This is a genomic window from Microbacterium sp. SORGH_AS_0421 (assembly GCF_030818635.1).
Classification (GTDB): Bacteria; Actinomycetota; Actinomycetes; order Actinomycetales; family Microbacteriaceae; genus Microbacterium.
The window spans coordinates 311,711-338,705 of record NZ_JAUTAO010000001.1; the positions used below are offsets into that span (position 1 = coordinate 311,711).

General features: G+C 70.6%; 24 protein-coding genes, 1 tRNA gene and 1 pseudogene. 6 read left to right on the plus strand and 20 right to left on the minus strand.

Annotation, left to right across the window (positions count from 1 at the left end; genetic code table 11):
• The first annotated feature begins 30 nt into the window (after positions 1–30).
• Positions 31–306: an acylphosphatase gene (locus tag QE416_RS01535; RefSeq protein WP_267787885.1), complete on the plus strand. Its 276-nt coding sequence runs from the start codon at positions 31–33 to the stop codon at positions 304–306.
• 1 nt (position 307) lies between these two features.
• Here QE416_RS01535 and QE416_RS01540 read toward each other — a convergent pair whose 3' ends face one another.
• The 6 genes from QE416_RS01540 to rplK form a co-directional block, all read right to left on the minus strand.
• Positions 308–1,351 carry a nitronate monooxygenase family protein gene (locus QE416_RS01540; RefSeq protein WP_307312976.1) on the minus strand — a complete coding sequence of 348 codons (1,044 nt, stop codon included), beginning with the start codon at positions 1,349–1,351 and terminating at the stop codon, positions 308–310.
• A gap of 24 nt (positions 1,352–1,375) precedes the next feature.
• Entirely contained in the window at positions 1,376–2,176 is an 801-nt protein-coding gene (locus QE416_RS01545) for an amino acid ABC transporter ATP-binding protein (RefSeq protein ID WP_307312978.1), read from the minus strand.
• Entirely contained in the window at positions 2,163–2,828 is a 666-nt protein-coding gene (locus tag QE416_RS01550) for an amino acid ABC transporter permease (RefSeq protein WP_307312980.1), read from the minus strand. The genes QE416_RS01545 and QE416_RS01550 overlap by 14 nt, the downstream gene beginning before the upstream one ends.
• 88 nt (positions 2,829–2,916) lie before the next feature.
• Positions 2,917–3,720 (minus strand): amino acid ABC transporter substrate-binding protein, encoded by an 804-nt coding sequence (locus tag QE416_RS01555; protein ID WP_307312982.1) that lies wholly within the window; start codon positions 3,718–3,720, stop codon positions 2,917–2,919.
• 186 nt (positions 3,721–3,906) lie between these two features.
• On the minus strand, positions 3,907–4,599 hold the full coding sequence (gene rplA / locus QE416_RS01560) for a 50S ribosomal protein L1 (protein ID WP_094734955.1): 693 nt from the start codon (positions 4,597–4,599) through the stop codon (positions 3,907–3,909).
• Positions 4,600–4,610: 11 nt separating this feature from the next.
• Entirely contained in the window at positions 4,611–5,042 is a 432-nt protein-coding gene (rplK, locus tag QE416_RS01565; RefSeq protein ID WP_013585556.1) for a 50S ribosomal protein L11, read from the minus strand.
• A 276-nt stretch (positions 5,043–5,318) separates the two neighbouring features.
• On the opposite strand from rplK, the gene QE416_RS01570 reads away from it, so the two are divergent.
• Positions 5,319–5,669, plus strand: coding sequence for a hypothetical protein (locus tag QE416_RS01570; RefSeq protein WP_307312984.1), 351 nt, complete (start codon positions 5,319–5,321; stop codon positions 5,667–5,669).
• Positions 5,670–5,840: 171 nt separating this feature from the next.
• The gene (locus QE416_RS01575; RefSeq protein ID WP_307312986.1) at positions 5,841–6,800 is read left to right on the plus strand and encodes a hypothetical protein; all 960 of its coding nucleotides are present in this window, start codon (positions 5,841–5,843) and stop codon (positions 6,798–6,800) included.
• A gap of 263 nt (positions 6,801–7,063) precedes the next feature.
• Here the strand turns inward: QE416_RS01575 and nusG are convergent, their stop codons facing one another.
• The 3 genes from nusG to QE416_RS01590 all read right to left on the minus strand — a co-directional run bounded on the left by nusG (position 7,064) and on the right by QE416_RS01590 (position 8,651).
• Positions 7,064–8,200: a transcription termination/antitermination protein NusG gene (nusG, locus tag QE416_RS01580; protein ID WP_307312988.1), complete on the minus strand. Its 1,137-nt coding sequence runs from the start codon at positions 8,198–8,200 to the stop codon at positions 7,064–7,066.
• Between the two features lie 60 nt (positions 8,201–8,260).
• A complete protein-coding gene (secE, locus tag QE416_RS01585; RefSeq protein WP_210073325.1) occupies positions 8,261–8,536 on the minus strand; it encodes a preprotein translocase subunit SecE in 276 nt (91 codons plus the stop codon).
• Between the two features lie 42 nt (positions 8,537–8,578).
• Positions 8,579–8,651: transfer RNA gene (locus QE416_RS01590), tRNA-Trp, on the minus strand.
• A gap of 254 nt (positions 8,652–8,905) precedes the next feature.
• Here QE416_RS01590 and QE416_RS01595 point away from each other — a divergent pair.
• Together QE416_RS01595 and QE416_RS01600 are read left to right on the plus strand one after the other, a co-directional pair.
• Positions 8,906–10,729 (plus strand): HSP90 family protein, encoded by a 1,824-nt coding sequence (locus tag QE416_RS01595; protein ID WP_307312991.1) that lies wholly within the window; start codon positions 8,906–8,908, stop codon positions 10,727–10,729.
• A gap of 90 nt (positions 10,730–10,819) precedes the next feature.
• Positions 10,820–13,510 carry a hypothetical protein gene (locus QE416_RS01600; RefSeq protein ID WP_307312992.1) on the plus strand — a complete coding sequence of 897 codons (2,691 nt, stop codon included), beginning with the start codon at positions 10,820–10,822 and terminating at the stop codon, positions 13,508–13,510.
• A gap of 62 nt (positions 13,511–13,572) precedes the next feature.
• On the opposite strand, the gene QE416_RS01605 is transcribed toward QE416_RS01600, so the two are convergent.
• The 5 genes from QE416_RS01605 to gabT form a co-directional block, all read right to left on the minus strand.
• On the minus strand, positions 13,573–14,934 hold the full coding sequence (locus tag QE416_RS01605; protein WP_267787903.1) for an NAD-dependent succinate-semialdehyde dehydrogenase: 1,362 nt from the start codon (positions 14,932–14,934) through the stop codon (positions 13,573–13,575).
• A gap of 22 nt (positions 14,935–14,956) precedes the next feature.
• A complete protein-coding gene (locus QE416_RS01610) occupies positions 14,957–16,516 on the minus strand; it encodes an APC family permease (protein ID WP_307312993.1) in 1,560 nt (519 codons plus the stop codon).
• A complete protein-coding gene (locus QE416_RS01615) occupies positions 16,513–17,385 on the minus strand; it encodes a universal stress protein (RefSeq protein ID WP_307312994.1) in 873 nt (290 codons plus the stop codon). The genes QE416_RS01610 and QE416_RS01615 overlap by 4 nt, the downstream gene beginning before the upstream one ends.
• The gene (locus QE416_RS01620) at positions 17,382–18,842 is read right to left on the minus strand and encodes an NAD(P)/FAD-dependent oxidoreductase (RefSeq protein WP_267787907.1); all 1,461 of its coding nucleotides are present in this window, start codon (positions 18,840–18,842) and stop codon (positions 17,382–17,384) included. The genes QE416_RS01615 and QE416_RS01620 overlap by 4 nt, the downstream gene beginning before the upstream one ends.
• Positions 18,843–18,925: 83 nt before the next feature.
• Positions 18,926–20,275, minus strand: coding sequence for a 4-aminobutyrate--2-oxoglutarate transaminase (gene gabT, locus QE416_RS01625; protein WP_307312995.1), 1,350 nt, complete (start codon positions 20,273–20,275; stop codon positions 18,926–18,928).
• A 91-nt stretch (positions 20,276–20,366) separates the two neighbouring features.
• Here gabT and QE416_RS01630 point away from each other — a divergent pair.
• Positions 20,367–21,755 (plus strand): annotated as a pseudogene (locus tag QE416_RS01630) (PucR family transcriptional regulator ligand-binding domain-containing protein); the annotation flags it as partial.
• 282 nt (positions 21,756–22,037) lie between these two features.
• Here the strand turns inward: QE416_RS01630 and QE416_RS01635 are convergent.
• The 6 genes from QE416_RS01635 to QE416_RS01660 are packed head-to-tail and all read right to left on the minus strand — an operon-like array spanning position 22,038 to position 26,989.
• Positions 22,038–22,886 (minus strand): MurR/RpiR family transcriptional regulator, encoded by an 849-nt coding sequence (locus QE416_RS01635; protein ID WP_210073306.1) that lies wholly within the window; start codon positions 22,884–22,886, stop codon positions 22,038–22,040.
• Positions 22,876–23,700: a phosphonate ABC transporter, permease protein PhnE gene (phnE, locus tag QE416_RS01640; RefSeq protein ID WP_267787914.1), complete on the minus strand. Its 825-nt coding sequence runs from the start codon at positions 23,698–23,700 to the stop codon at positions 22,876–22,878. The genes QE416_RS01635 and phnE (QE416_RS01640) overlap by 11 nt, the downstream gene beginning before the upstream one ends.
• A complete protein-coding gene (gene phnE / locus QE416_RS01645) occupies positions 23,697–24,449 on the minus strand; it encodes a phosphonate ABC transporter, permease protein PhnE (protein ID WP_210073302.1) in 753 nt (250 codons plus the stop codon). The genes phnE (QE416_RS01640) and phnE (QE416_RS01645) overlap by 4 nt, the downstream gene beginning before the upstream one ends.
• A gap of 38 nt (positions 24,450–24,487) precedes the next feature.
• A complete protein-coding gene (gene phnC, locus QE416_RS01650; RefSeq protein WP_210073300.1) occupies positions 24,488–25,306 on the minus strand; it encodes a phosphonate ABC transporter ATP-binding protein in 819 nt (272 codons plus the stop codon).
• Positions 25,303–26,277, minus strand: a complete 975-nt coding sequence (locus QE416_RS01655) for a phosphate/phosphite/phosphonate ABC transporter substrate-binding protein (RefSeq protein ID WP_267787916.1) — start codon at positions 26,275–26,277, stop codon at positions 25,303–25,305. The genes phnC and QE416_RS01655 overlap by 4 nt, the downstream gene beginning before the upstream one ends.
• A 25-nt stretch (positions 26,278–26,302) precedes the next feature.
• Entirely contained in the window at positions 26,303–26,989 is a 687-nt protein-coding gene (locus QE416_RS01660) for an HAD family hydrolase (protein ID WP_307312996.1), read from the minus strand.
• Between the last annotated feature and the right edge of the window lie 6 nt (positions 26,990–26,995).

Consider the following 26,995-nt stretch of genomic DNA (forward strand, 5'->3'; position numbering starts at 1 on the left):
CCGCGTCCCGTCGTCCGCAAGAATGGCCCGATGCGAACGGTGACGATGACGGTGAGCGGCCGCGTCCAGGGCGTCGGCTTCCGCTACACGATGCAGGCCGAGGCCCAGCGCCTCGGCGTCGACGGCTGGGTACGCAACCGCCTCGACGGGTCGGTGGAGGCGTTCCTCGCAGGGGACCCCGATGCGGTCGAGGGCGTGATCGCCTGGGCGCACGACGGCCCGGCCGGTGCCCGCGTCGACGATGTCGACGTCGTCGAGGGGACCGGGGAGTCCGCCTCCGGATTCGAGATCCGAGCCACCGCCTGAGTCAGGTCGGGAGACCGGCCTTCAACTCGTCGAGCACCTCGGCGGCGTCGTCGAGACGAGACAGCGCCGCCGCCTGACCCGCCCACAGCGACACCAGCTCGCCGTCGCCGTTCGCCGTCGCGGCGGCACGGAACACCCCGGTCAGCCAGTTCTGCGCCGGGAACGGGGCGATCATCCCCGCGGCCTCGAGCTCGCGCATCGCACGATTCGGGATGCCGCGTGCCAGCCGCCCGCTCATGGCTCGGGTGAGCACGGTCTCGGTGTCGACCGATCGCGCGATGGCGTCGCGGTGGTCCCCGGTCGCCGCCGACTGGCGGGTGCGCAGGAACGCCGTTCCGACCTGCACACCGTCGGCCCCGAGAGCCAGGGCGGCCGCCACCCCGCGCCGGTCGGCGATCCCACCCGCGGCGATGACCGGGATGCCGACGGCATCGACGACCTGCGGCACGAGAGCGAAGGTCCCGACGAGCGACGCCGACGCTTCGCGGAGGAACGACACCCGATGCCCGCCGGCCTCCGATCCGGTGGCGACGACGGCGTCGACCCCCGCCGCCTCGAGCGCGACGGCCTCGGCGACCGAGGTGGCGGTGCCGATCACACGGATGCCGCGGCCTCTCGCGGCGGCGAGGGTAGCGGCATCCGGGATCCCGAAGACGACGCTCAGCACCTCGGGCCGGGCCTCGAGCACGGCGCCGAGCTGGTCGGCGACGGACGGGAGGAACGCCGCCGGCGGGGCGGGGACCTCGACACCCGCTGCGGCGAAGAGCGGCGCCGCCGCATCGAGGAACGGCTGCACGTCCAGGTCGGCGGGGCTCACCTCGTCGCCGCGCGGCAGCCAGAGGTTCACGGCCACCGGTCGCGCGGTGGCGCCGCGCAGCTGCGACACCGTGTCGAGGATGCGCTCGGGCGTGTAGCCGTAGAGGCCGAACGAGCCGAGCCCGCCGCCCGTGCTCACCGCCGCCGTCAGGGCGACGGAGGAGAGCCCGCCGAAGGGGCCGAGCACGATCGGGACATCGATGCCGAACAGATCCTCGAGGCGGCCCATGCCTCGACGCTACTGCGCGTGGGGCTACGTCGGGGTGTCCGAGGGGTCGGGGCCGTCGAGCGGGCGCAGCAGACGGTCGAGGAAGCGCCGAGTGCGCTCCTTCTTCGGCTGACGCAACAGCTCGGACGGCGCACCGCGCTCGACGATGACCCCCTCGTCGAAGAACAGCACCTCGTCGGCGACCTCGCGCGCGAAGCCGAGCTCGTGCGTGACGATCACCATCGTCCAGCCCTCGTTCGCGAGCTCGCGCAAGACGGTGAGCACCTCGCCCACGAGCTCGGGGTCGAGCGCGCTGGTCGGCTCGTCGAACAGCAGGAGCGCCGGCTGCAGGGCCAGCGCACGGACGATGCCCACACGCTGCTGTTGGCCGCCGGAGAGCTCGGACGGATACGCGTCGCGCTTCTCCGACAGCCCGACGCGGGCGAGCAGGGTCTCGGCACGAGCGACGGCCTCGGCTCGAGGGACGCCGTGCGCCTGGATCGGCCCCTCGACGACGTTCTGGAGGACGGTGAGATGAGGGAAGAGATTGTGATGCTGGAACACCATCGCCGAGCGATCGCGCAGCCCGACACGGTCGGCCTTCGAGACCTTCTGCGAGAAGTCCACGACCGGACCCCCGTCGAACGCCACCACCCCGGCATCCGGGGTCTCGAGGCCGTTCAGGCAGCGCAGCACCGTGGTCTTGCCCGACCCGGAGGGACCGATCAGCACGAGCACGTCGCCGCGACGTACCTCGAGGTCGACACCGTCGAGGACGCGATTGGTGCCGAAATTCTTCTGCAGTCCCGAGACGGCGAGCAGCGGAGCGGCGTCAGTGGGCGACATGGCGGTCCAGCCTCTTTTCCAGGGCGTTCTGGCCGAACGACAGCACGAGGCAGAACAGCCAGTAGATGAGCGCGGCCTCGAGATACACCGCCATGAACTCGTACGAGAAGGCCGCGATGGCCTGTGCCTGGCGGAACAGCTCGGTCACGAGGATGAGGGATGCCAGCGAGCTGTCCTTCACGAGCGAGATGAACGTGTTCGACAGCGGCGGCACCGAGACGCGAGCCGCCTGAGGAAGGATGATGCGGGTCAGCGTCTTGCGGGGAGAGAGCCCCACCGTGTGCGCCGCCTCCCACTGCCCGCGAGGAACCGACAGGATCGCCGCACGGATGACCTCTGCCGCGTACCCGCCGACGTTCAGCGAGAACGCGATGACGGCTGCGGGGAAGGGATCGATCGTCAGTCCCAGCGACGGCAGACCGTAGAAGATCACGAACAGCTGCACCAGCAGAGGCGTTCCGCGGATGATCGAGATGTAGAACCGGGCGACGCCCGACAGCAGCACGTTCCGCGACAGCCGCAACAGCGCCATCGCCAGCGCGATCACGAGACCGATCGCGAACGAGGCCAGGGACAGCGGGATCGTACCGGTGATTCCGGCCAGAACCATCGGCCAGAACGAATCGACGAGCAGGGTCCAGATGTCGTTCATGAGCCTCCTTCCTCACACGCGAGCGGATCATCCGCCCCCCACGTTAGAGCGGGGAGGCGGATGATCCGCGGGGGTTTACACCAGCTGGTTACTTCGTGACGTCGGCGCCGAAGTACTTGTCGCTGATCGAGGCGAGAGTTCCGTCGGCGCGGAGTTCGTCGAGAGCTCCGTCCACGGCATCCGCCAGCTTGTCCTGACCCTTCTTGAAAGCGAACGCGCTCTCGGAGGAGTCCTCCGTGGTCGCGGCGATCTTCAGGCCGGTGGGGCTGTTGGTCTTCTCGTAATCGAGGTAGGTGAGCTGGTCGTTGACCGTGGCGTCCACACGCCCCTGCTTGAGCAGGGCGACCGCCTGTGCCCAGCCCTCGACGGCCTCGACCTGGGCGCTGCTCGAGGTCGCGAGCTCGTACCAGTTGCTCGTGAGCGACTGGGCGGTGGTCTTGCCCGACAGGTCGGCGAAGCTCGAGATGGCGTTGTCGCTGTCGGTCGTCACGATGACGCCGCGAGAGACGGTGTACGGCGAGCTGAAGGCGTACTTCTCCTGGCGCTCGGGGTTGATCGAGACCTGGTTGGCGATGACGTCGAAGCGACCGGCATCCAGGCCCGCGAAGATGGCGTCCCACTGGGTCTCCTGGAACTTCACCTGCAGACCGAGCTTGTCGGCGACGGCCTTCGCGATCTCGACGTCGAATCCGGTGAGCTCGCCCGCGCCCTCGTGGTACGAGAAGGGGCGGTAGGTGCCCTCGGTCGCCACCGTCAGCGTGCCGCCCGAGACGAGGCCGAGGCCGGATCCCGCGTCGGGGTCGGCCGCGGTGGAGCCGCCGCTGCAGGCGGTCAGCGCGAGGGCGCTCAGGCCCAGGGTGGCGGCGAGGACGGTCAAACGGCGACGGGGCATAGCTGTTCCTGACATGGGTGAGTGGTGGGGGGGTACGCGGTGCAGGCGTACCCTCCAGCAGAACACGCGCGGGCACGTACGTCTTCCCGCATGACGCCGTATTGCACGATCGTGCACCCGCGACACGCCTCGGGAACGCGAAAGCCCCGCCGGCACGAGGCGCGGCGGGGCTTTCGGTGACGGATGTCAGACGATGACGTTGACGTCCAGCGGGATGCCGGGACCGAAGGTGGTCGAGACGGCGCCCTTCTGGATGTAACGACCCTTCGAGCTCGAGGGCTTGAGGCGGACGATCTCCTCGAGAGCGGCCTTGAGGTTCTCGTCGAGCTGCTCGGCCGAGAACGATGCCTTGCCGACGACGAAGTGCACGTTGGCGTGCTTGTCGACGCGGAACTCGATCTTTCCGCCCTTGATCTCCTCGACGGCCTTGGCCGGGTTGGGGGTCACGGTGCCGGTCTTGGGGTTCGGCATGAGGCCGCGGGGTCCGAGGACCTTACCGAGGCGACCGACCTGGCCCATGAGCTCGGGCGTCGAGACGGCGGCGTCGAACGACGTGTAGCCGGCCGCGACCTTCTCGATGAGCTCGGTGCCACCGACCTCGTCGGCGCCGGCGGCCAGAGCCGCCTCGGCCGCGGGGCCGTTGGCGAAGACGATGACGCGCGCGGTCTTACCCGTGCCGTGGGGGAGGATGACCGTGCCGCGGACCATCTGGTCTGCCTTACGGGGGTCGACCGAGAGCTTCAGCGCGACCTCGACGGTCGAGTCGAACTTCTTCGAGCCGGTCTCCTTCGCGAGGGCGACGGCCTCGGTCGGGGTGTAGAACGTGTCGGCCGCGATCTTCTCAGCTGCGGCGCGGAATGCCTTGGACTTGGTAGCCATTGTTATCTCCCTCAGTCCTCGACCGTGATGCCCATGGAACGGGCGGTGCCGGCGATGATCTTCGAGGCGGCCTCGATGTCGTTCGCGTTCAGGTCGGGCTGCTTCGTGGTGGCGATCTCGCGAACCTGGTCCTTGGTGAGCTTGCCCACCTTGACCGTGTGGGGCGTGGACGAACCCTTGGCCAGTCCAGCCGCCTTCTTGATGAGCTCCGCCGCCGGCGGGGTCTTCAGGATGAAGGTGAAGCTGCGGTCTTCGTAGACCGTGATCTCAACGGGGATGACGTTGCCGCGCTGGGCCTCGGTCGCCGCGTTGTAGGCCTTGCAGAACTCCATGATGTTGACGCCGTGCTGACCGAGCGCCGGACCGATCGGCGGTGCGGGGTTGGCCGCGCCTGCCTTGATCTGGAGCTTGATCAGGCCGGTCACCTTTTTCTTGGGTGCCATATCCTTTTCCTCTCTCGAGCGGGGGCCTCGCGGCTCCCTCTCTCCCGCACGCCCGGCGGTTCCGGGCAGCGGTCGTAGCGCACTGACGCACGCAACCTTGCCATTGTACGCGACGCCGGGCGTTTCGGCATCCGCGGCTCTTCCCGTCCTCGCCTCGCACCGCGCCACGCCCCCCGAGCGGATCCCGCCTCGCCCCCGCCCGCCTGCGCGCACCCGCGCCACGCCCGCGCACTCGCCTCCCGGCACGCAGAAACGCGATCCGCCCGCAGAAACACGATGACCGCGCGTTTCTGCGGGCTGCGAGCGTTTCTGCGAGCGGGTCGCCCGCCCGGGCCCGCTCCCCCTCGACCTGCGCGCCAACTTCCGCCCACGACCACCGCAAGCGGCAGCGCCAGCACCAGTGCCAGCACCAGCACCAGCACCAGCACCAGCACCAGCACCAACACCAACACCAACACCAACACCAACACCAACACCAACACCAACACCAACACCAACACCAACACCGGTGGCAGCACCAGCACCAGCGCCAACGCCAACGCCAGTACCAGCGGCAGCACCAGCACCGGTGGCAGCACCGGTGCCGGCACCACGCATAAACGCGATCCGCGCGCAGAAACACGATGACCGCGCGTTTCTGCGCGCCAACGGTGTTTATGCGCGTGCGTGACCCTGCGCCCGCACCCCGCGGCGATCACGGTGCCCCCGACCCCCGCACGGCCCCGCCTACACCGGGGTCGCACGGGGGTTGTCCACAGCTCGCACACATGCTGTCCGCGAACCTGGCACCCTCGCCGAATGGATGCCGTTCCCCGCACGCTGCGCGCGTCACCGACTCCCTTGATGTTCACCTCGGACACGCCACGGCCCGGACCACCGCTCTGGCGCGACGAATCCCTGGTGCGCGTGCGAACCGGCATCTACGCCGTCCGCGCCGCGTGGGACGCACTACCACCGTGGGATCGCTATCTCGCCCGGGTCCACGCCTTCGCACTGACGCGACCGGATGCCGTCTTCTCGCACGAATCGGCTGCGGCGCTGCTCGGGCTCCCCATCTTCGGTCACCCCCGCACCATCCACATCTTCGACGCACGCCGCGCGAAGTCGGTCAGGTACGGCGACGTCACCGTACACACCAGCCTCGATACGCGTCCCACATGCACGGTCGTCGGCATCGGCCTCACCGCGGTCGAAGACGTGGTCATCGATCTCTGCCGTGCGCTGCCTCCCGCGTTCGGCGTCGCGGTCGCCGACGCGGCGTTACGAGCTTTCGGCCTCGAGAGCGAGCGGTTACTCGAGCGCGCTGCTCTGCAGCGCAACGCGTACGGAGCACGGCGCATGCGATGGGCGCTGACCCATGCCACGCCGCTGGCCGAGTCCCCGGCGGAGTCGATCAGCCGCGCGGTCATCGAGTGGTGCGGCTTTCCCTCGCCCGGGCTGCAGGTCGAGCACGACGTCGATGGACGGATATTCCGATCAGACTTCTGCTGGCCGGAGCAGAACATCATCGGCGAGTGCGACGGGTGGCTGAAGTACGGCGGGGAGGATCCCGTCGCAGCAGCCGAGGCAGTCCGTGCGGAGAAGCGACGCGAGGACGCGCTCCGCCGAGAGGGGTGGCAGATCGCTCGATGGGACTACCCAGGCGCAGTGGGGGTGACTGCGCTGCGAAACGCCCTGACGGCAGCGGGACTGCGACAGGTGCGCCGCGCCGAGGTGGCCGCGCTGGCGTCGGTGGGCAGGAATGTCCGCTCGAAGTGATCCGCGCAAACGCGATCCGCGCGCAGAAACGCGATGACCACGCGTTTATGCGCGCGCAGAGCGTTTCTGCGTGGGAACCAGGGCTCCGCCCGCCCACCCGCCGAGGTGCCCGCGCCGGCGCGGCGCGGTACGGCACAGCGCGGCACGGCGCAGCGCGGCACGGCGCAGCGCAGCGCGGCACAGCACCGCGCAGCGCGGCGCCGGAGACGGCGAACGCCCCGCCGGACCGAGCCGAGCGGGGCGTTCGCGAAGACGCGGGGGCGTCAGATCATCTTGGTGACCTGATCGAACGACAGCTCGACCGGGGTCTCGCGCTCGAAGAGCGACACGAGCACCGTGAGCTTGCCGCTCTCGGGCTTGATCTCGCTGATCGTGCCGGGCAGACCCGCGAACGAGCCTTCCTTGATGGTGATCGTCTCGCCGGTCTCGAAGTCGACCTCGGCGGGGATGACGCGAGCCGTGGTGGCCGAGCCCTTGGCGGCGGCGCCCTTGACGGGGGCGGCCTCCTTGACCTCGACGAGGCTCTTCAGCATGTTGAAGGCCTCTTCGAAGCGCAGCGGGGTCGGGTTGTGGGCGTTGCCCACGAAGCCGGTGACACCGGGGGTGTGGCGAACGACCGACCAGGTGTCTTCGTTGAGGTCCATGCGCACCAGCACGTAGCCGGGGATGCGCACGCGGTTGACCATCTTGCGCTGGCCGTTCTTGATCTCGACGACGTCCTCCATGGGGACCTCGACCTGGTAGATGTCGTCCTCGACCTCGAGCGTCGACTTGCGCTGCTCGATGTTGGCCTTCACCTTGCGCTCGAACCCGGCGTAGGAGTGGATGACGAACCACTTACCGGGGAGCGAACGCAGCTCGGCGCGGAACGCCTCGTACGGGTCGGCGTCCTCGTCGGCGTCGACATCGACATCGATGCCGTCGACGTCGCTGGCGGCATCGGCGGGCGACTCGGCGGCCTCGGCCGCGTCGACCTCGCCCGCAGCGGCGGAGACCTCGTCGACGAAGTCCTCGTCGAGGACGGGAGCGTCGGGCTCTCCGTTCACGTCGGGACCGTCGTAGGGGGTGACCTCGTCAGCGGCTTCGGCGGCCTCTTCCGCCTGCTCCTCCGCGAGGGAGTCGTTCAGGACCTCGGCGGCGGCTTCGGCCTCGCTGGTCTCGTCGATCTCGAGAGCGTCGTTCACGATCGCGTCCGCCTCCGGGTCGGTGATGTCGATGTCGCCGAGGTCGGCGTCGTCGGTGTCGGTCTCGTCATCGACGATGTGGACCGCGGTGTGCTCGGCCGAGTCGGAGGCACGCTCCTGAGACGCGAGCACGTTGCCCTCCTGGGCTTCGTCGTCCTCGCTGGACTGCTCAGCGGCCGTCGCCCAGTCGGCGTCGTCGACATATCTTTCAGACACTGTGATCTCTTCCGTTCAGAGGCGGCCGCTCGTGGGGCCGCGCGTCCGCCCAGACGCCGGTCAGGCGCCGGCGGTACCGGGGACGCCGAAGACGGCGGTGGTGATCCACACGAACAACACGTCGAGGCCGTAGACGATCGCCATCATGACGACGACGAACCCGAGGACGACGGCGGTGAACTTGAAGAGCTCCTGCCGCGTCGGCGTGACGACCTTGCGCAGTTCCGCGAAGACCTGACGAATAAACAGGGCGATCCGCGCGAAGAAGTTGAGCTTCTTCTCGCGGGGCGCGCCGCGCTCGGCGACGATCTCGCCCTTCGCCTCGTCCTGCGTCATCGAACCACCTAGGTCTGTGTCTGTGCCAGCGTGCGCTGTGCGCAGGGCGGACAGGAATCGAACCTGCAACCTGCGGTTTTGGAGACCGCTGCTCTGCCAATTGAGCTACCGCCCTAAGATCCCGCGGGATCCAGGATGCGAAATCGACGCGCTTCCGCCCGGAATTCCTCGAGGAGGGATGCCGCACGCCCGGGGGCATGGCGAAAGAATGCAGATTTCGACTGCACTGCAAGTGTACGGCATCGGGCGCACCGCCGACGAACGGAGCCCCCGTGCGGCCGTCGCCGAGGGCTCATGGATAGGCTGGAAGACGGTCGCCATCCTGGCCCCCGACACATCGGCGACCGGCGAGAGTTCAGGAGCACCCCGATGAGTTCGCACGCGCCCGCCCAGCAGTTCCAGGTCGATCTGCGCGGCGTCATCGACCTGTTGAGCCGCCACATCTACTCCGGTCCCCGCGTGTTCCTGCGCGAGCTCCTGCAGAACGCCGTCGACGCGATCGCCGCCCGACGAGAGGTCGACGGCGGCGGCGGTCGCGTTCGGATCACCCCGATCAGCGCCTCGTCCGACGAGTTCGTCCTCCGCGACGACGGGGTGGGGCTGACGCCCGACGAGGTGGCCGACCTGCTCGGAACGGTGGGCCGCAGCTCCAAGCGCGACGTGTTCGATCTGCCGCGCTCCGACTTCCTCGGGCAGTTCGGCATCGGCATGCTCTCGTGCTTCATGGTGTGCGACGACATCGTCATCCGCTCCCGCAGTGCTCGCGGCACCGCGCCCGTGCAGTGGAGGGGGTACACGGACGGGACCTTCGAGGTCGGCCCGGGCCCCGAGGACACCCCGGTGGGCACGAGCGTGCACCTGCGCTCGCGCAGTGACAGCCGGGCGCTGCTGAGCACCGCCACCGTCGTCGAGCTCGCCGAGACCTTCGGGCGGTACCTCCCGATCTCGGTGAGCGTCGACCTTCCCGCCGGCGGCGAGACGACCATCACCGCGGCTCCCCCGTTCCTCGGCGATGACCGGGAGGAGCAGGCCGCCTACGGGCGCGAGCTGCTGGGCGCGGAACCGCTCGCGATCATCCCGCTCTCGGTCCCCGCCACTCAGACTCGCGGCCTGGCCTTCGTGCTGCCGTTCGCCCCGGCATCCACCGCTCGCCAGAGCACCCGGGTGTACCTGCAGCGCATGCTGCTCACCGAACGCGCCGACGACCTCCTGCCGGACTGGGCGTTCTTCGTGCGCGCGGTGATCGACTCGGCGGGACTGCACCCCACGGCGAGCCGTGAGGCGCTCGTGGCGGACGACGCGCTCGAGCAGACCCGGACCGAGCTGGGGGATGCCATTCGCCGGTGGATCCTCGATCTCGCCCTCAGCGACCCCCTCCGCCTCGCGCAGGTCGTGAGCGTCCACGAAGTGGCGTTGAAGTCGCTGGTCCGACACGACGACGAACTGGCCCGGTTCATCGTGCCCTGGCTCTCGGTCGAGACGAACGTCGGGCGTCTTCGTATCGACGACCTCGTCGGGCGCTCCTCCCCCGTGCGGTTCACCGAGACCGTCGAGGCGTTCCGACAGGTCGCGAGCGTCGCATCGACCGGTTCGGTCCTCGTCAACGGCGGCTACCTGTACGACGACGAACTCATCCGGCTGCTGCCCGAGGTGTTCCCGGACGTCCGCGTCGAAGCCGTCGACGTCGTGGACGAGATCGATCGCCTCGCCCCTGCGCCGTGGGACCAGCGCACGCTCGCTCTCGCGCTCGAGGAGCGCGCTCGCGACGCCCTGGGCACCGTCGACGTGGTGACGCGCTCCTTCGAGCGCGGGGAAGCACCAGCACTGTTCGTCGCCGACCCCGACGTGCTGCGCGCGCTCGACCGCGGTCGCGCGCGCAGCGCGGGAGGCTCGCTGTGGGCGGGGGTCCTCGACCGTGCCGAGCGGGCCGGCGCGCGCGGGCGCGACCACGCGCAGGACCCGCCCGCCTCTCGCCTGTGCCTGAACTGGACGAACCCGACCGTGCAACGCCTCGCACACGCCCCGGAGGGGCGCGCCTTCACGGCGGGCGTGCAGCTGCTCTACGTCCAGGCGCTGCTCGCCGGCCACCACCCCCTCGGAGGCGGCGACCGGGCGCTGATGTCGTCGGCCCTGGCCGATCTGGTCGAACTCGCCGCCTCTTCTTCCGACCCCACGACGAAAGGACCCGCATGACCGCCGCCGCCGAGAGCATCCGTGCCCTGTTCGACGAGATCGACCGGACGCCGTGGGGCCCCCCGGGAGCGAGCCCTCGTCGCCGAGGCGGTGGCCCGCGCGCAGGACAGCGGTGACGCGCGCCTCGAGTACGAAGCGCGCCTGCGTCAGACCTCGAGCGCCAACATGATCGGCGACACCGATCTCATGCTCACGTCTTTCGCGTGGTGCCTCGCGCAGCACGACGCGGATCCCGAGCGCTTCCCCGCCGAGCTGGAGCCGGCCGGCGACCTGCTCTGGCAGTACAAGTGGATGGCCGGCGCCCTGCGCGGCTCGCCGGAGTTCTCGAGCGAGCAGATCGACGCCGTCCTCGATGACATGGAAGAGCACTACCACCGCGCCGGTGTGGGCATGAGCGGTGCGGTGATGGCGCGATTCGAGGACGCGTGGGCGGCCGGGCGCATCGACGAGGCCGCCGCGCTGCGCGAACGCCTCGAGGCGACACCGCGTGACGACTACAGCCACTGCGACGCCTGCGTCCGCAGCCAGTTCGCCGGGTTCTTCGCCGAGACAGGTCGAGAGGACGAGGCCATCCGCCTGGTCGAGGAGATGGTCGAGGGCGGCTTCACCTGCGGAGAGGAGCCCGAGCGCGCTCTCGCTCTGGCCCTTCTCCCGCTGTTGCGGGCGGGCCGCCTCGATCAGGCCCGCGCGTTCCATCTGCGCAGCTACCGTCTGGCGAGGGAGAACCCCGACAACCTCACGATCATCGCCGACAACGTCGTGTTCTGCGCCCTGACCGGCAACGAGGCGCGCGCCCTGACCCTCGTCGAAAAGCACCTGCGGTGGCTGGCTCACGATGGCCTGAACGCCGAGGCGCACCAGGAGGCCTTGGCCGCTTTCGCGCTGGCTCTGGACGCCGTGACCCGCGCCGGCCACGGCGGCACCCCCGTACGAGGCTCGGATGCCGCGGAGCTCGCGCCGCTGCTCGATGGGCGCGGGCACATGCTGACGGCATCCGAGCTCGCCTCCCTGTGCTGGGCGCGCGCCGACGAGATCGCGGCGGCGTTCGATCGCCGCAACGGCACCGACGCGCACGCGCGCAGGCTGGAGCGCACGCGCGCGCTCGCGCAGGAGCACTACGACGTGCCGCTGTCGTCGTCGGGTTTCTCCGCTGCGGCCACCGTCCCTCGCGAGCGCAATCTCGCCGAACGCATCGAGCGCGCCCAGGTGCTCGCCGCCGTCGGCACCCCGAGCGCGATCGACGCCCTCGCCGATGTGCTCGACGACGCCGAGGCCGCCGATCGCGTGCCCCTGACCTTCGCGCTGTTGCGCGCGCTCGTCGCCGAGGACCGCCTCGACGACGCCGCAGCCGTGCTCACGGCGCGAGAAGAGGCTCTGCGCGCGATGGGGCGAGACGCCCGCGCCAGCATCGAGGCCGAGTTCGGCCTCGCCCTGTTCGGTGTCGACGACGACGCAGCGCACCGGGCTCTCGACACCCACCCCGACGCCCCCGCCGATCTGACGGCCCACCTGTTGACGATCGTCGCCTACCGCCACCTCGTCGAACGGCGGCTCGACGAGGCCCTCGACGCGAGCCGTCGCGCCCGGGAGCTGTACGCGGCGGAGGGCGATGTCGAGCGGGCCCACGCTCTGGCACACCTCGAAGCGGACGTGCGGCGGGCGGCGGACGACCCGGAGGGCGCGCTCGAGTCGCTCGACGCGCTGCTGTCCCAGGACGCGGTCGCTCCCGGACGACGCGTGCGCCTGCTGATGGATCGGGCGACGATCCGCGACGCGCTGGGCGAGCCCCTTCAGGGAGCCGACGACGCCGACGAGGCTACGCGGCTGCTCCTGGCGTGGGACGCCGACGATCATGTCGTCGCGAGCGCGATGTCGCTGGGCGCGCAGCTCGCGGAACGCGCGGGCGAGAACGACCGGGCCGTCGCCGGCTACCGAGTCGCCCTGCAACGCCTCGAGACGACGGGCGAGCCGACGACCGGACTGCTCTACGGTCTCGGCCGTGCCCTCGTGGCCGCCGGCGCGGCCCACGAGGCCATCGAGGTGATCGACGACGTGCTCGAACGGGAGACAGCGGCAAACGAGGCACCGGGATCACGAGCCATCACGGTGGGGCTGCTCGCGCGGGCCTTCGAACAGGCCGAGGAATGGGACAACGCCCTGCGTGCGTGGGAGATCACGGCCGACCTGCACGTCGAGGCCGGGGAACCGGCTCGCCGCGCATCGGCACTCGTGGCGCGCGCGCACCTGCTCGGCCGGCTCGGCGGCGGGGACGAAGCGGTCGACACTCTCACGACGGCGGTCGCGGCTGCTCGAACCGACCCCGACAACCGCGGCATGCTCGCCGACGCCCTCCATTCCCTCGCGCAGGCCAAGGCACATCGGGGGGACGACGACGCGATCGCAGTCCTCGACGAGGCGCTCGAGATCGGTCGGACCGACGAGGCGGAGTGGCTCGTGGCCGACCTCCTCGACACGCGCGCGCGGATCCTCGCCGGCACCGGGCGAACCGACGACGCCGTCGCGAATGCGCTCCAGGCCGCCGACGGGTTCCTCGCCGCCGGGGGCGTCCCGCAGGCGGGCGCGTCCGAACTCCTCGCTGCCCGGATCCTGCGGGATGCGGAGCGCACGGAGGAGGCCGCCGCGGTACTGCGTTCGGCTCACGAGCACGCCGCCGGCCAGGAGCAGCTGCGTCAGGCGATCGCCATCGACCTCGGCGACGCCCTCGAGGCGCTCGGCCGCCACGGCGAGGCGGCCGAGGTGCGCGGCACCCTGCGGAGCTGACCGCAGTTTCCTTCACGACGACGGCGGCATCCCGCGGGATGCCGCCGTCGTCGTAAAGCCCCTCAAGCCGTGCGGATGAGCTTCTTGTTCACGAACTCATCGGCCGCCAGCAGACCCATCTCTCGCGACGTGCCACTGCGCTTGACACCACCGAACGGCAGCTCGGGCGAGTCGGCTAGCACGACGTTGACGTAGACCATGCCGGCCTCGATGCGATCGGCGATGCGCTGAGCCTGCTCGGCATCCGTGGTGAAGACGTACGAGCCGAGACCGTAACCGGTGTCGTTCGCGAGGTCGACGGCCTCGTCTTCGCTCGAGACGCGATAGACGGTGCCGACGGGGCCGAAGAACTCCTCACCGTAGGCGTCCATCTCGCGCGTCACTCCCGTGAGCACGGTGCCCGGGTAGAACGCTCCGTCGCGGGTTCCGCCGACCTCGACGGTCGCACCTTGGGCGAGGGCGCGCTGGACCTGCTCGTCGAGGCGCTCGGCCGCGGCCAGCGACGACAGGGGCCCGAGCACCGTGTCGTCGGCGAAGGGGTCGCCGACCTTGGCTTCGCCCAGCGCCGCCGTGAACTTCTCGAGGAAGGCGTCGTACAGCTCGTCGATCACGATGAAGCGCTTGGCGCCGTTGCACGACTGCCCGTTGTTGTCGAGGCGCGCATCGACGGCCGCCTGGACCGCGGCATCCAGGTCATCCGTGGAGAGGAGGATGAACGGGTCGGACCCGCCGAGTTCGAGCGCGACCTTCTTGAGGTTGCGACCGGCGATCTCGGCCACGGCGGCACCCGCACGCTCGGACCCGGTGACCGAAACGCCCTGCACACGACGGTCGGCGATGATGGTCGCCGCCTGCTCGTTGGTGGCGCGGATGTTCACGTAGGCGCCCTCGGGCAGGCCCGCGTCGCGGTAGATCGCCTGCAGGGCCTCGGCCGACTCGGGGCACTGGGGTGCGTGCTTAAGCAGGATCGTGTTGCCGACAGCCAGGTTCGGAGCCGCGAAACGGGCGACCTGGTAGTACGGGAAGTTCCACGGCATGATGCCGAGCAGCACGCCCAGCGGCGAGCGGCGGATCACGGCGGATCCCTCGCCCAGGATGTCCAGCGGGCTGTCACCGGTGATCTTGTCGATGTTGTCGGCGTAGTACTCGGTGATGTCGGCGGCGAAGTCGACCTCGCCGAGCGCCGCCTCGAGGGGCTTGCCCATCTCGCGGACGATGATCGCGGCGAGGTCGTCGCGGCGTTCGCGGTGCAGCTGGGCGACGCGACGCAGGCCCTCGGCGCGCTCGGCCGGAGCGGTGCGCGACCAGACGCGGTACCCGTCGTGCGCGGAGGCGATGGCGGCATCGACCCCGGCATCGCTCAACGTGTCGTACTCGGCGAGGGTCTCACCGGTGGCGGGATTGACGACGGCGTAGTCGCTCATGGTGCTCCTTTTCGTTTCGTTGTCAGGACCTGATGCGGCGGCGGGCGCTGGCGGGGGCTTCTCGACCCAGGGTCTCACCCCGGAAGAAGCCGGGGCTCGCGATGCGCTGGGCGATCATGAGCACGATTCCGACCACGATGATCACCACGGTGATCACGAACACGAGGCCGACACCGCCGATCTCGGAGCCCGAGCCGTAGTCGGGGCTCGCGCTGTCGATGAGGGTGGTGACGAACAGCACCGCGAGGATCAGCCCGCCGACGAGGGGGGCGAGCAGCGTCAGGAAGACGTTGCGCACCGAGTCGAACCACTGCTTTCGGAAGTACCAGACGCACGCGAACGCGGTCAGACCGTAGTAGAAGCAGATCATCGCGCCGAGGGCCGTGATGGTGTCGGTGAGCACGTTCTCGCTCAGCACGCGCATGACCGCGTAGAACACGGAGGCGACGACCGCCGAGACGATGGTGGCGTAGCCCGGGGTGAAGAAGCGCGGGCTGACCTTCGCGAACTTCTTCGGCAGGGCGTCGTAGTGGGCCATCGCCAGGAGCGTGCGGGCGGGGCCGACGAAGGTCGCCTGCAGCGAGGATGCCGAGCTGGTGAGCACCGCGAGCGAGACCAGGAACGCGAGGGGTCCGAGGATCGGGCCCGACAGGTGGAAGAAGACGTTCTCCTGGATGTCCTCGTTGCCGAGGCCCAACTCCCCCGTGCCGTTGCCCGCGAACATCAGCAGGGCGACGGCGATCAGCAGGTACAGGGCGACGATGAGGAACACCGTCACGGTGGCGGCGCGACCCGGTGTCTTGTCGGGGTCCTTCGTCTCCTCGTTCATCGTGAGGATGACGTCCCACCCCCAGAAGATGAAGATCGACAGGGAGAGCCCGGCGGCGAAGGCGCTGAAGGACGGGACCTCGAAGGGGTTGAACCAGGACGCCTGGACGGGGCTCGCGTCGAAAGCGTTCCCGTTGAGCATCTCGACGACGGCTGCGGCCGCGAAGACCAGCAGCACGAGGATCTGGAACCCGACCAGGCCGTACTGCAGGCGCTGGGTGGTCTGCAGGTCGCGATACGACACGATCGTGGCCAGCAGCATGAAGATCAGGCAGACCGCGACGTTGATCGGGACGACCCGGGTCAGCTCGGCGATCTCGGCGTTGCCGGTGACCTGCGCGATCAGCAGGAACAGGAAGTCCACCGCGATACCGGCGAGGTTCGACAGCACGATGACGGTGGCGGCGATCAGGCCCCAGCCCGCCATCCACCCGACCCACGGCCCGAAGGCGCGGGCTGCCCAGGTGAAGGAGGTGCCGGCATCCGGCATCTTCGAGTTCAATTCGCGGTAGCCGAGCGCGACGAGAAGCATGGGGATGAAGCCGACGAGGATGATCGCCGGCACCTGGAAGCCGACGGCCGAGACGGTCGGGCCGAGGGCACCGGTCAGCGTGTAGGCGGGGGCGATGGTCGAGATCCCGATGACGACGGCGCCGATCATGCCGATCGAGCCGACCCGGAGACCCTTGTTCGAGATGCCGGTGGTGACGGCGCTGTCGGGCGCCGGGCTCGCGCCGCTGGGAGAACTGGTCATGAGGAAGCCTCCGAGGTGCGCGGCACGACGATCATGGGGACGGGAAGGGCGCGGAGGATGCGCCCCGCGGTGGAACCGAGGAACAGGCGGCGGGGCTGCGCGAGCCGGCTCGAGCCCACGAGGGCCACTTCGCCGGGCTGCCAGTCGATGCGCGAGACGGCGTCTTCGATGTCGGAGCCCGCGCCGACGACGGCCTCGGCCTCGATCTCGGCGGGAAGGGCCGAGCGAACGGACTCGAGCACACTCTCTGCGTGCGCCTGGCCGGTGAGCCGCGTCAGCGACGCGTCGACGCGAGCGGGCAGGTCGACGCCCGCGAGAGAGAGGAGCCGCAGGGGCGCCTTCGCCCGGCGGGAGAAGGATGCCGCGGTGTCGAGCAGGACGTCGGCTCCGGGTCGCGTGCCGATCGCGGCGGTGATACGCGGCAGCCCGACGGACGGGTCGACCTTGCGCGCGCCCTCGGCGGCGAGGGCGACGGGGACGGGCGCCGAGTGGACGAGCTCTTCGGCGGTCGTGCCGAGGCGGTGACGGCCGCGGGGTCCTCCCCCGCCGGTGCCGACGACGATGACTTCGGCATCGAATTCCTCGGCCGCCGCGACGAGTCCGTCCGACACCGCCTGGGCGAGGCGGACGTGGCCCCGGATGCCCGGATAGGGCGCCACGGCCTCGCGCAGCCAGCCGCGGGCGGTGTCCTGCACGAGGCGCTCGTACCCGGCATCCGTCGGGATGGAGACGTTGTTCTCCGCCGACGGCAGCACGACGACCGCGTGCACCGGGGCGTCGAGTGCGGCACCCAGCCGCGCGCCGAGCGCGAGGGCGTCGGCACCGGCGTCGGTCGCGGTGTAGCCGACCACCACGCGGCGGGCGCTCATCCGCGCGTCCGATCGAGGATCTCGTCGGCCGCACGGTGGCCCTGACGGATCGCTCCGTCGACGTGCTGGAAGCCGGCCCCGGCCATGTCGCTGCACGCGAGGTGGAGGGGTCCGACGCTCTCGCGCAGCTCGGCGCCGTAGCGGTGCAGGCCGCCCATGTCGAAGCTCGCGGCGTACGCGCCGCGGGTCCATTCCTCGGTGCCCCAGTCGCTCTCGTAGTAGACGACGGGGTCCTTCGCCCGGGGACCGTAGTAGCGCGAGAGCGAGTCGAGGATGCGCTCCTTGCGCTCCTCGGGGCTGAGGCGGAACAGATCGTCGGCGTTGTGGTCCGAGACGAAGCCCACGAGGGTTCCGCGCTCGTCACCGTGGTTGGTGTTGTCGTAGGCCTCGTGTGCCAGTTCGTACGGGCTGAAGGCGGTGCCCGACAGGCCGTCCTCGCGCCAGAACGGGGTCTCGTACACGGCGTGGACCTTGATGACGAAGCCCATCGAGAGGTGCTGGTGCATCTGGTGCTGCAGGCGCGGCAGCGGAGGCTCGAACGAGATGCGCGAGTACAGCACGGGCGCCAGCGCCAAGATGGCGAAGCGGGCACGGACGGTGACGCCGTCCGCGATCACCGTGACCCCAGAAGAGGAGGTCTTCGCGGCCTCGACGCGAGCGGTCAACGCGCGCAGGTCGTCGACCCGCTGTCCCGTCGCCGAGTCGGCGGGGCGCTCCGCTGTCGCGGCGACGTCGCCCCAGATGACGCGGCGCACCGGCTGGTTCAGCAGCACGTCGTCGCCGAGGCGCTCGGCCAGCAGCTCGGGCACCTGCTGGAGGCCGCCGACGACGCGCTTGTCGAGGATGAAGTCGGCGTCGACGAGGTTCGAGTACGAGCCCGCGGATGCCGCCATGTGCAGCGACTGCAGCAGCGAGAAGGTGTGCGTGGGCTTGGTGAGCATCGCGGAGCCCGTGGCGAACGCCAGGTTGCGGACGGCCTCGTCGTCGTCGGTCTGCTCGCGCAGCCAGGCGTCCCACGAGATCCGGTCCCACTCGGCGGCCCGGGGGTGATCCCACGGCCGGTCCGGGTCGATCTCGGCCACCATCTCATCGAGGAGCGCGGTCACCTCGTCGATGGCCTTCTCGGTCTCGGGCGCGACGGGGAACATCTCGCCGGTGAAGCGCTTGGCCCGACCGTCGGGGCCGACGTAGACGCTGTCGCCCTCGCGGTAGCGGCTGTAGGTCGACAGTCCCAGGTCGGCGACGGTGTCGATGAGCGCCTGCTGGTCGGGCGAGACCCACTGGCCGCCCAGTTCGAGCATCGCTCCGTCGACCACGTCGGTCCACAGACGCCCGCCGACGCGGTCGCGCGCCTCGAGCACGGTGACCGAGAGTCCGGCCTTGCGAAGATCGTTGGCGGCGGTGAGACCGGCGGCGCCGGCTCCGATGACGACCACGTCTCGGGTGATCTCGTCCATGAAAACGTCCTTACTTGTCGTGCGGAGTCGGAGGTGTGGCCCCGACGGCGGCGTTCGCGTCGACGCCGACGTCGGGGCGTTCGTCAGTTGCGCGCGAGGGCGGCCGCGACGACGTCGAGGCCCTCGTCGAGCAGGTCGTCGCCGATCGACAGCGGCGGGAGGAAGCGGATCACGTTGCCGTAGGTGCCGCAGGTGAGCACGATGACGCCCTCGGCGATCGCGGCCTTCGCCACGGCCGCGGTGAGGGAGGCGTCGGGTGCGCCCGTGACGGGGTCGACGAACTCGGCGGCGATCATCGCGCCGTGTCCACGCACGTCGCCGATGCGCGGGTCGTTCTGCTGCAGCTCGTGCAGGCGCCCCTTCAGGAGCTCGCCGATCTGTTGAGCGCGCTCGATGAGCCCCTCGTTCTCGAAAGCGTCGATGGATGCCAGAGCCGCGGCGCACGCGATCGGGTTACCGCCGTAGGTGCCTCCCAGTCCGCCCGTGTGGGTGGCATCCATGATGTCGGCGCGACCGGTGACGGCCGCGAGCGGGAGACCCGCGGCAATGCCCTTGGCGGTGGTGACGAGGTCGGGGACGATGCCGAACAGCTCGCTGGCGAACATCGCGCCGGTGCGCGCGAAACCCGACTGCACCTCGTCGGCGATGAAGACGACGCCGTTGTCGCGGCACCAGTCCACGATCGCGTTGAGGAATCCGTCGGCGGGGACGATGAAGCCGCCCTCGCCCTGGATGGGCTCGATGATGACGGCGGCGAGGTTGTCGGCGCCGACCTGCTTCTCGATCAGCGAGATGGCCTTGGCCGCGGCCTCGGGGCCGGAGAGCCCGTCGCGGAAGGGGTACGACAGGGGTGCGCGGTACACCTCGGCGGCGAAGGGGCCGAAGCCGCTCTTGTACGGCATGTTCTTGGCCGTCAGCGCCATCGTCAGGTTGGTGCGGCCGTGATAGGCGTGATCGAAGGCGACGACGGCCTGGCGACCGGTGAACTTGCGGGCAATCTTCACCGCGTTCTCGACCGCTTCGGCTCCGGAGTTGAACAGGGCGCTCTTCTTCTCGTGGTCGCCGGGGGTGAGGCGGTTGAGGGCCTCGGCGACGGCGACGTAGGACTCGTACGGCGAGATCATGAAGCACGTGTGGGTGAAGGCCGCGACCTGCTCCTGCACGGCCTTGACCACGGCCGGGTGGGCATTGCCGACGCTGGTGACGGCGATGCCCGAGCCGAGGTCGATGAGCGAATTGCCGTCGACGTCGACGACGACTCCCCCACCCGCGGCGACGGCCTGGATCGGGACGGTGTGACCGACACCGGATGCCACGGCGGCGGCCTTGCGGTCCAGCAGCTGCTGCGAGCGGGGGCCGGGGATGGCGGTGACGAGGCGGCGCTCCTGGGCGAGGGACGGACCGCCGACGAGGGGGAGGGTGTCGAGGCTCATGGCGCGATGCTACGGACGCCGCGACAGAGCCCGCACTCTCCTCCATGTACAGTCGCAGGCAGCGCCGTATACGAGCCGTACAGGAGCCGCCATGGTCGACACCGCCGCCGCCCCGCCGAGCCTGCGGGCCCTTCTCTCTCGACGCGATCTGCGGTTGCGCCTCGTCACCGGTGAGGACGAGCTCGCACCCGGGAGCATCGACCGCCCGGTGCGGTGGGTGCACTCCAGCGATCTCATCGATCCGACGCCGTTCCTCAGCGAGGGTCTCGTGTTGCTGACGACGGGGACGCAGTTCGTCGACACGGCCGATTACCCGGCGTACGTGGGCCGCCTGCTCGCCCGCGGTGTACGGGCTCTGGGGTTCGGCACCGAGGTGGTGCGCGACGGCATCCCGGCGGGGCTGGCGGCGGCGTGCCTGTCCGCGGGCATGCCGTTGTTCGAGGTGCCCTACCGCACCCCCTTCATCGCCGTGGCCCGAGCCGGAGCCGAAGCCATCGCCGCCGACGCCTACGCCCGGCGCAGTTGGTCGCTCGCCGCCCAGCGCGCCGTCTCGCTCGCCGCCCTCCGCCCCGACGGGCTCACCGCCACGCTGGCGGAGCTCTCGCGGCAACTCGGCTGCTGGGTCGCACTCTTCGACGCCGCGGGAGCCTTGCGCACCGCCCACCCCGCCGGATCCCTCGCCGCCCCGGTGATCGAGGCCGTGACGGCCGAGGTGACCACGATGCTGCGCCGCGGCACGCGAGCGGCCTCCGCCCTCCGGGTCGCCGACACCCCGGTGAGCGTGCAGACCCTCGGCCGGGGCGGGCACCTGCGCGGAGCCCTCGTGATCGCCGCCGACGATCTCGACCACGAGGCGCGAAGCGTCGTCACGGCCGTCGTGGCGATGGCTGCCCTCGCCCTCGAGCAGCAGGACGGACTGGGCCGCGCGATCGGCACCTTCCGTGCGGGACTCGTGCAGTCGCTCGGCGCAGACGATCCGACCCTGGCGCGTCGCGCGTCGCGCGATCTGTTCGGCCCCCTCCCCTCGGCCCCGGTGCTCGTCGCGCTGACCCCGACCGCGGCCTCGCGTTCCGCCGCCCTCGGCGAGTGGCTCGAGACGCGGACCCAAGAGGGACGCGGCGAGGTGTTCTTCGGCCGCGGAGACGACGGACTCGTCATCGTCGTGCCCACCGCGGGACGAGCTCTGCTCGATGAGATCGCCGACCGCTTCGAGATCGTCGTGGGGTGCTCCGCCCCCACCGGATACGACGCGTTCTCGAGCGCCCTCGCGCAGGCGCGCACGGCGCGCGAGCGCCTCTCGACCCCCGGGGTCGCCGACTTCGCCGACACGGCACGGGCGGGACTGCTCGCCGCCCTCGACTCCGAGGCCGCGCGCAGCGTCGCGGCAGGCGCCCTGACTCCCCTGCGCGCACACGACGAGGCACAGGGCTCCGCGCTGCTCGAGACCCTGGACGCATGGCTCGCCCACGACTGCTCGCACGAGGCGACGGCCCACGCCCTCGGCATCCATCGCCATACCCGTCCGCGCGCGCATCGCGCAGGCCGAGCGCGTACTCGGCCGCGATCTGTCGTCGTTCGCCGTCCGGGCGGAGGTCTGGACGGCGCTGCGGCTCGCGCAGTAGCGGTATCGGGCCCGAGCCGTCAGGCGGAGTCCGTGCCCGACACGCCGGGCGCCGGCATCCCGAATCGGCGTGTCGACCGCCGTCTCCGCGCGACGGCACGGAAAGCCCACGGCGGAACAGGATGCCGCGGGGCCCGGGCCTCAGCCGGCGTCGCCGAGGTTGTCCGAGAGGATCTCGAGCACGCGCTCGCGAGCGAGGTCGGCATCGCCCGCCCGCGCGCGAGCGACGGCGTCGACGAACGCCTCGGCGAAGACCGCGTGGGCGATGCGCGAGGTGTGCTCGAGCTCGTCGCGGAACGTCCCGCCCGAGGCGAGCACGAGCGACAGGTCGGCGCGCTCGGTCAAGGGGGACGCGACGAACGAGGTCAGCGCGATCACGCGCGCCCCGGCCGCGCGCGCCGCCGACGCCGCCCGCAGGCTCGCCTCGTTGGCGCCCGAACCGCTGATCACGACGCAGACGTCGTCGGTCGAGAGGTGGCGAGCCGCGATCTGCTGGCCGATCGGGTCGCCGAGCGTCTCGGCCGGGCGCCCCACGGCGGTCAGGCGCATCGCGAGATCGGTGGCGACCGGAGCAGACAGCCCACTCGCCACGACGAGCAGGCGTCGAGCGCCCACCACCGCATCCACCGCGGCGTCGACCCCGTCGGCGTCCAGCAGGCTCGTGGCGGTGCGGAGGTCGTCGGCGATGCGATCGATCGCCGAACGGATGCCGCCGAGCGCGCCGTCCTCGGCGACCGGGGGCACCGCGCGGCGTCCGCGTTCCGCGGCGAGCGCCACGCGCAACTGCGGGTAGCCGCGGTAGCCGAAGGTCTGGCAGGCACGCACGACGGTGGATCGACCCACCCCGACACGGTCGGCGATCTGCTGCGCGGTGAGTTCGATCACGGCATCCGGATCGTCGACGATGAGGTCGGCGACGCGGCGCTCGCTCGGCTGCAGCGAGTTGCGGACGGCCGCGATGCGGGCGGTCACGGGGACCTCAGCGGACACGCGGACCCTCCATGATGCGGCGGCGGATGCGGCCCGAGACCGCGTCGATGGCGACGGTGACGATCACCACGACGATCAGGAGCATCCCGACCGTCGACCACTCACGGTACTGGGTGTACGAGGTGAGCATGTCGCCGATCCCGCCGACCCCGATCAGACCGAGCACGGCCGAGGCGCGCACGTTGATCTCGAAGCGGTACAGCCAGAACGACAGGAACGTCGGCGAGGCCTGGGGCCAGACACCCCAGCGGAGCACCTGCGCGGTCGAGCCTCCCGCGGCGCGAGCGGCCTCGATGGGACCGGGCGAGACGTTCTCGACGGCCTCGTAGCCCCACTTGCCGAGCGTGCCGACGCCGCCGATCGCCAGAGCGAGCGCCCCGGTCAGCGGGGTGAGGCCGGTCACCGACAGGATGATGATCGCGAACACGAGCTCGGGCACCGCCCGAACGAGCGAGAAGACGAAGCGCAGCACCGCGCGCACGGGCGCCGGTCCGAAGCCGCGCGCCGAGATCAGCGAGAGGGGGGTGGCGATCAGGATGCCGAGGACCGTACCGATCCACGCCATCTCGACGCTACGCCAGGTCTGCCAGAGCGCCTCGGGGAGCTTCGCCCAGTTCGGCGAGGCGAACATCAGCCCGAGGTAGCGCGCGATCTCGGCGGGCAGCTCGCCCAGCCTCGACCACGCGATGTCGGCGGACCAGAACGCGGCGATCACGATGACGCTCACGACGACCCACGACAGGGTGCGCAGGGGGCGCCGTCGGCGGGGCGGCACGAGGAGCGCCGCGGGGCGTGCGGGGGCGAGGGCGGTCATACGAGCCTCCGGCGGATCGCGTCGCTGACGGTGTCGAGCACGACGACGATCACGAGGATCTCGACGATGACGAGCGACAGCTGGTCGTAGCGGTAGAACGTGCGGACGGCGTCGATGAGCAGACCGATACCGCCCGCGCCGACCAGGCCCAGCACGGTCGAGGCGCGCACGTTCAGCTCGAACACGTAGAGCGTCTGCGACACGAACGCGGGCCAGGTGTCGGGGAGGGCGATCGCACGATTGATCTGCGTCTGCGTCGCCCCCGCGGCCCGCCCCGCCTCGAGGGGGCCGAGGTCGGTCGCGTCGATGGACTCCGAGACGAGCTTGACGATGATGCCGACGTTGAACAGCACGAGCGCCAGGATGCCGGGAAGAGCCCCCACCCCGACCATCGCGACGAGCACCGCCGCGTACACGAGCTCGGGCACGGCGCGGATGACGTTCAGGATGCCGCGCACCACCGCCCGCGTCGGCGTGAAGGGGTTCGTCGGCCGGGCAGCCCAGAAGCTCACCGGCAGAGAGATCGCCGCCCCCACCGCCGTGCCGATCACGGCCATCTGCAGCGTCTCGAGGATCGGACCGACGGTGCGCGGGAAGAACGACCAGTCCGGGGTCAGCAGTTCGCCGATCCGGAGCGCGCCCTGCTGCCAGTTGCGCGCGATGGCGGCGACGTCGAGACCCACTCCGACCCCCGGCAGGCACATGAAGACGGTCACCGCGACGACGATCGCCGCGGCGGTCCACGGCATCCATCTCCCCTTCGGACGAGGGGGGACGGTGAGGACCGTCATCGCTCGAGCCTGTCGGCTGCGGTCACCGAGCGGCCGTAGATCTGCGCGAAGTCGGCGTCGGTGGCGGATGCCGCGGGGCCGTCGTAGACGACTTCGCCGGCGCGCATGCCGATCATGCGCGTGCCGTACTCGCGTGCGAGGTCGAGAAGATGCAGGTTGACGAGCACCGTGATGCCGAGGTCTTCGTTGATGCGACGCAGGTCGTCCATGACGCCGCGGGCCGTGGGCGGGTCGAGGCTCGCGACGGGTTCGTCGGCGAGGACGATCCGCGGCTGCTGCGTCAGCGCGCGGGCGATGGCCACGCGCTGCTGTTGCCCACCGGAGAGGGCCGACGCGCGGTCCCAGACCTTGGGCAGCAGTCCCACGCGGTCGAGGGCCTCGAACGCCAAGCGGCGGTCGTCCTCGCGATACGCCCCGAACAGCGTGCGCCACAGCGGGGTGTGCGCGAGACGACCGACCAGCACGTTGTTGAGCACCGTGGTGCGCCCGGCGAGGTTGAAGCTCTGGAACACCATGCCGATATGCCCGCGGAGCTCGCGCAGCCGGCGCCCCGAAGCGCCGTCGACACGTCGACCGCCGACCTCGACCACGCCCGAGGTCGCGGGTACGAGCCCGTTGATCGTGCGGATCAGCGTGGACTTGCCCGAACCCGAGAGCCCCACGACGGCGATCAGCTCGCCGGGCGCGATCTCGAGAGAGACATCCTTGAGCCCCACCGTGCCGTTGGGGTATCGCACCGAGACGCCGTCGAGACGGATGCCCCAGGGCGCCGAGGCCAGTGCCTCGACGCCCGGGGTGAGCGATCCGGTCGTCACTGGAGTCCGAGCTGCTGGGCGGCGCGAGCGACCACGTCGAGCGACGAGGGGTCGGCCGGGGCGAGCTTGGTGATCGAGTACACGGCCTTGAGGGCGGCGGAGCCCTCGTCGGTCGCGGAGTAGTCGGCGAGCGCCGTCGAGATCTTCTGCTGCAGCTCGGGCGAGAGGTCCTTCGACACGGCCACGCCGTCGTTGGGGATCTCGTTGGTCAGGCCGAAGACGACGACCTTCTGGCCCACGTCCGACTTGTCCTTCTTCACCAGGGTGCGGGCGTCCCAGAAGCTGAAGCCGACCTCGGCGTCGCCGTTGTAGACCGCGAGCACCGAGGCGTCGTTGGCCGTGACGGGAACCTTCTGGAAGCCGCTGTCGATGTCGACGCCGGCCTCCTTGAGCGCGAGCATCGGGTAGATGTAGCCCGCGGGCGAGCCGGGCCCGAGGACGGCGACCTTCGCACCGGCGATCTTCGAGATGCTGTCCAGACCCGCGGGGCCGTGCAGGGCGTCGGCACCGTTGCAGAACGACATGCCGTCGCGCTCGACGATCGGGGTCTCGCAGTACTTGTCAGGGTTGTTCGTCATGAACTGGCCCGGGTAGGTGATGTTGCCGTTGCGTTCGGTCTGCAGCACGACCGAGGCGCCGTAGCGGTCGTTCGCCTGCCACAGCTGCAGCGAGGGCAGGAACCCGATCTGCGCCTGACCGGCGCCCATCGCCTCGACGGCGGCCTGGTAGTCCTTCGAGACGACTCCGGTGACCGGGATGCCGAGCTTCTCGGTGAGCATGTCGGTGAGGGGCTTCGCGGTGTCGACGAGGTTCGCCTGGTCCTGCGACGGGACGAGCGCGAGCACGAGCGAGCTCGGGTCGGCGGCGGGACCGGAGGCGGCGCCCGCGGTGCCGGAACAGCCGGCCAGGGCGATCGAGGCGAGGGCGGCGGTGGCGAAGGCCGCGGCGAGACGGGTGCGACGAGTGTTCATGATTCCTCTGCGGTTCGGGTGGGATTCAGGCGTGGGACGACAGGTGTGCGGCGGGGGGAGCGTCGACGGAGGCGGCCTCGACCCACGCGGCGAGCGCGGGAAGCAGCTCGTCGAGGGTGTCGGCTCGGAAGGTCGGAGTGGCGGATGGATCGAGGTACCCGCCGACCAGGGCGGTATCGAGGCCGCGGGCGTGGGCGGGCGCGAGGTCGTTGCGCCACACGTCACCGACCGTGAGCACCGGGACACCGTCGCCGAGATCGTCGAGCAGGGCCTCGAGCCCTGCGGGCTTGGCGGCGTCGGTGACGATGCGGTCGAACAGTGCGTCCAGGCCCATCGCGGAGAGCGCCTCGTCGAGGCGGGTGGAGGGGGCGTTCGTGACGAGGAGGCGCTCGGCATCCACCCGCGCGAGGAAGTCCGCCAGCCCCGGGGCCGCCGAAACCGGCGCGTCGGGCCCGCCGAGCTGAGTTCGGCTGCGCGTGTACGCCGCGGCGAGAGCGGTGTCGTCGACATCGGCCTCGAGCGCGAGGCGACGGACGGCGTCGTAGCCGTCGATGACGCCGTCGGCGGGAGCGGCCAGCTGAGCGGCGACGGCCGAGACGAAATCGTCGGCGGATGCCGTGTGCACGGCGACCGCGCGGGCGTAGGCCAACAGGGGGCCGTCGCCGAGGGCGACGGTGCCGTCGAAGTCGAAGATGAGGACGGGGCGGGGCACGGGTGA

Coding starts and splice junctions, on each gene's coding strand:
- QE416_RS01550 (WP_307312980.1), bottom strand. CDS start 2,828: ATGAACGACATCTGGACCCTGCTCGTCGATTCGTTCTGGCCGATGGTT.
- QE416_RS01575 (WP_307312986.1), top strand. CDS start 5,841: ATGGATGCCGTTCCCCGCACGCTGCGCGCGTCACCGACTCCCTTGATG.
- rplA (WP_094734955.1), bottom strand. CDS start 4,599: ATGGCTACCAAGTCCAAGGCATTCCGCGCCGCAGCTGAGAAGATCGCG.
- phnE (WP_210073302.1), bottom strand. CDS start 24,449: ATGCCGTGGACCGCCGCGGCGATCGTCGTCGCGGTGACCGTCTTCATG.
- QE416_RS01570 (WP_307312984.1), top strand. CDS start 5,319: ATGACCGCGCGTTTCTGCGGGCTGCGAGCGTTTCTGCGAGCGGGTCGC.
- secE (WP_210073325.1), bottom strand. CDS start 8,536: ATGACGCAGGACGAGGCGAAGGGCGAGATCGTCGCCGAGCGCGGCGCG.
- QE416_RS01655 (WP_267787916.1), bottom strand. CDS start 26,277: ATGAACACTCGTCGCACCCGTCTCGCCGCGGCCTTCGCCACCGCCGCC.
- rplK (WP_013585556.1), bottom strand. CDS start 5,042: ATGGCACCCAAGAAAAAGGTGACCGGCCTGATCAAGCTCCAGATCAAG.
- QE416_RS01545 (WP_307312978.1), bottom strand. CDS start 2,176: ATGTCGCCCACTGACGCCGCTCCGCTGCTCGCCGTCTCGGGACTGCAG.
- QE416_RS01535 (WP_267787885.1), top strand. CDS start 31: ATGCGAACGGTGACGATGACGGTGAGCGGCCGCGTCCAGGGCGTCGGC.
- QE416_RS01620 (WP_267787907.1), bottom strand. CDS start 18,842: ATGGACGAGATCACCCGAGACGTGGTCGTCATCGGAGCCGGCGCCGCC.
- QE416_RS01615 (WP_307312994.1), bottom strand. CDS start 17,385: ATGAGCGCCCGCCGCGTGGTGGTCGGCTACACCGCGACCGACGCCGGT.
- QE416_RS01540 (WP_307312976.1), bottom strand. CDS start 1,351: ATGGGCCGCCTCGAGGATCTGTTCGGCATCGATGTCCCGATCGTGCTC.
- QE416_RS01555 (WP_307312982.1), bottom strand. CDS start 3,720: ATGCCCCGTCGCCGTTTGACCGTCCTCGCCGCCACCCTGGGCCTGAGC.
- QE416_RS01605 (WP_267787903.1), bottom strand. CDS start 14,934: ATGAGCGACTACGCCGTCGTCAATCCCGCCACCGGTGAGACCCTCGCC.
- phnE (WP_267787914.1), bottom strand. CDS start 23,700: ATGACCGCCCTCGCCCCCGCACGCCCCGCGGCGCTCCTCGTGCCGCCC.
- gabT (WP_307312995.1), bottom strand. CDS start 20,275: ATGAGCCTCGACACCCTCCCCCTCGTCGGCGGTCCGTCCCTCGCCCAG.
- QE416_RS01610 (WP_307312993.1), bottom strand. CDS start 16,516: ATGACCAGTTCTCCCAGCGGCGCGAGCCCGGCGCCCGACAGCGCCGTC.
- QE416_RS01595 (WP_307312991.1), top strand. CDS start 8,906: ATGAGTTCGCACGCGCCCGCCCAGCAGTTCCAGGTCGATCTGCGCGGC.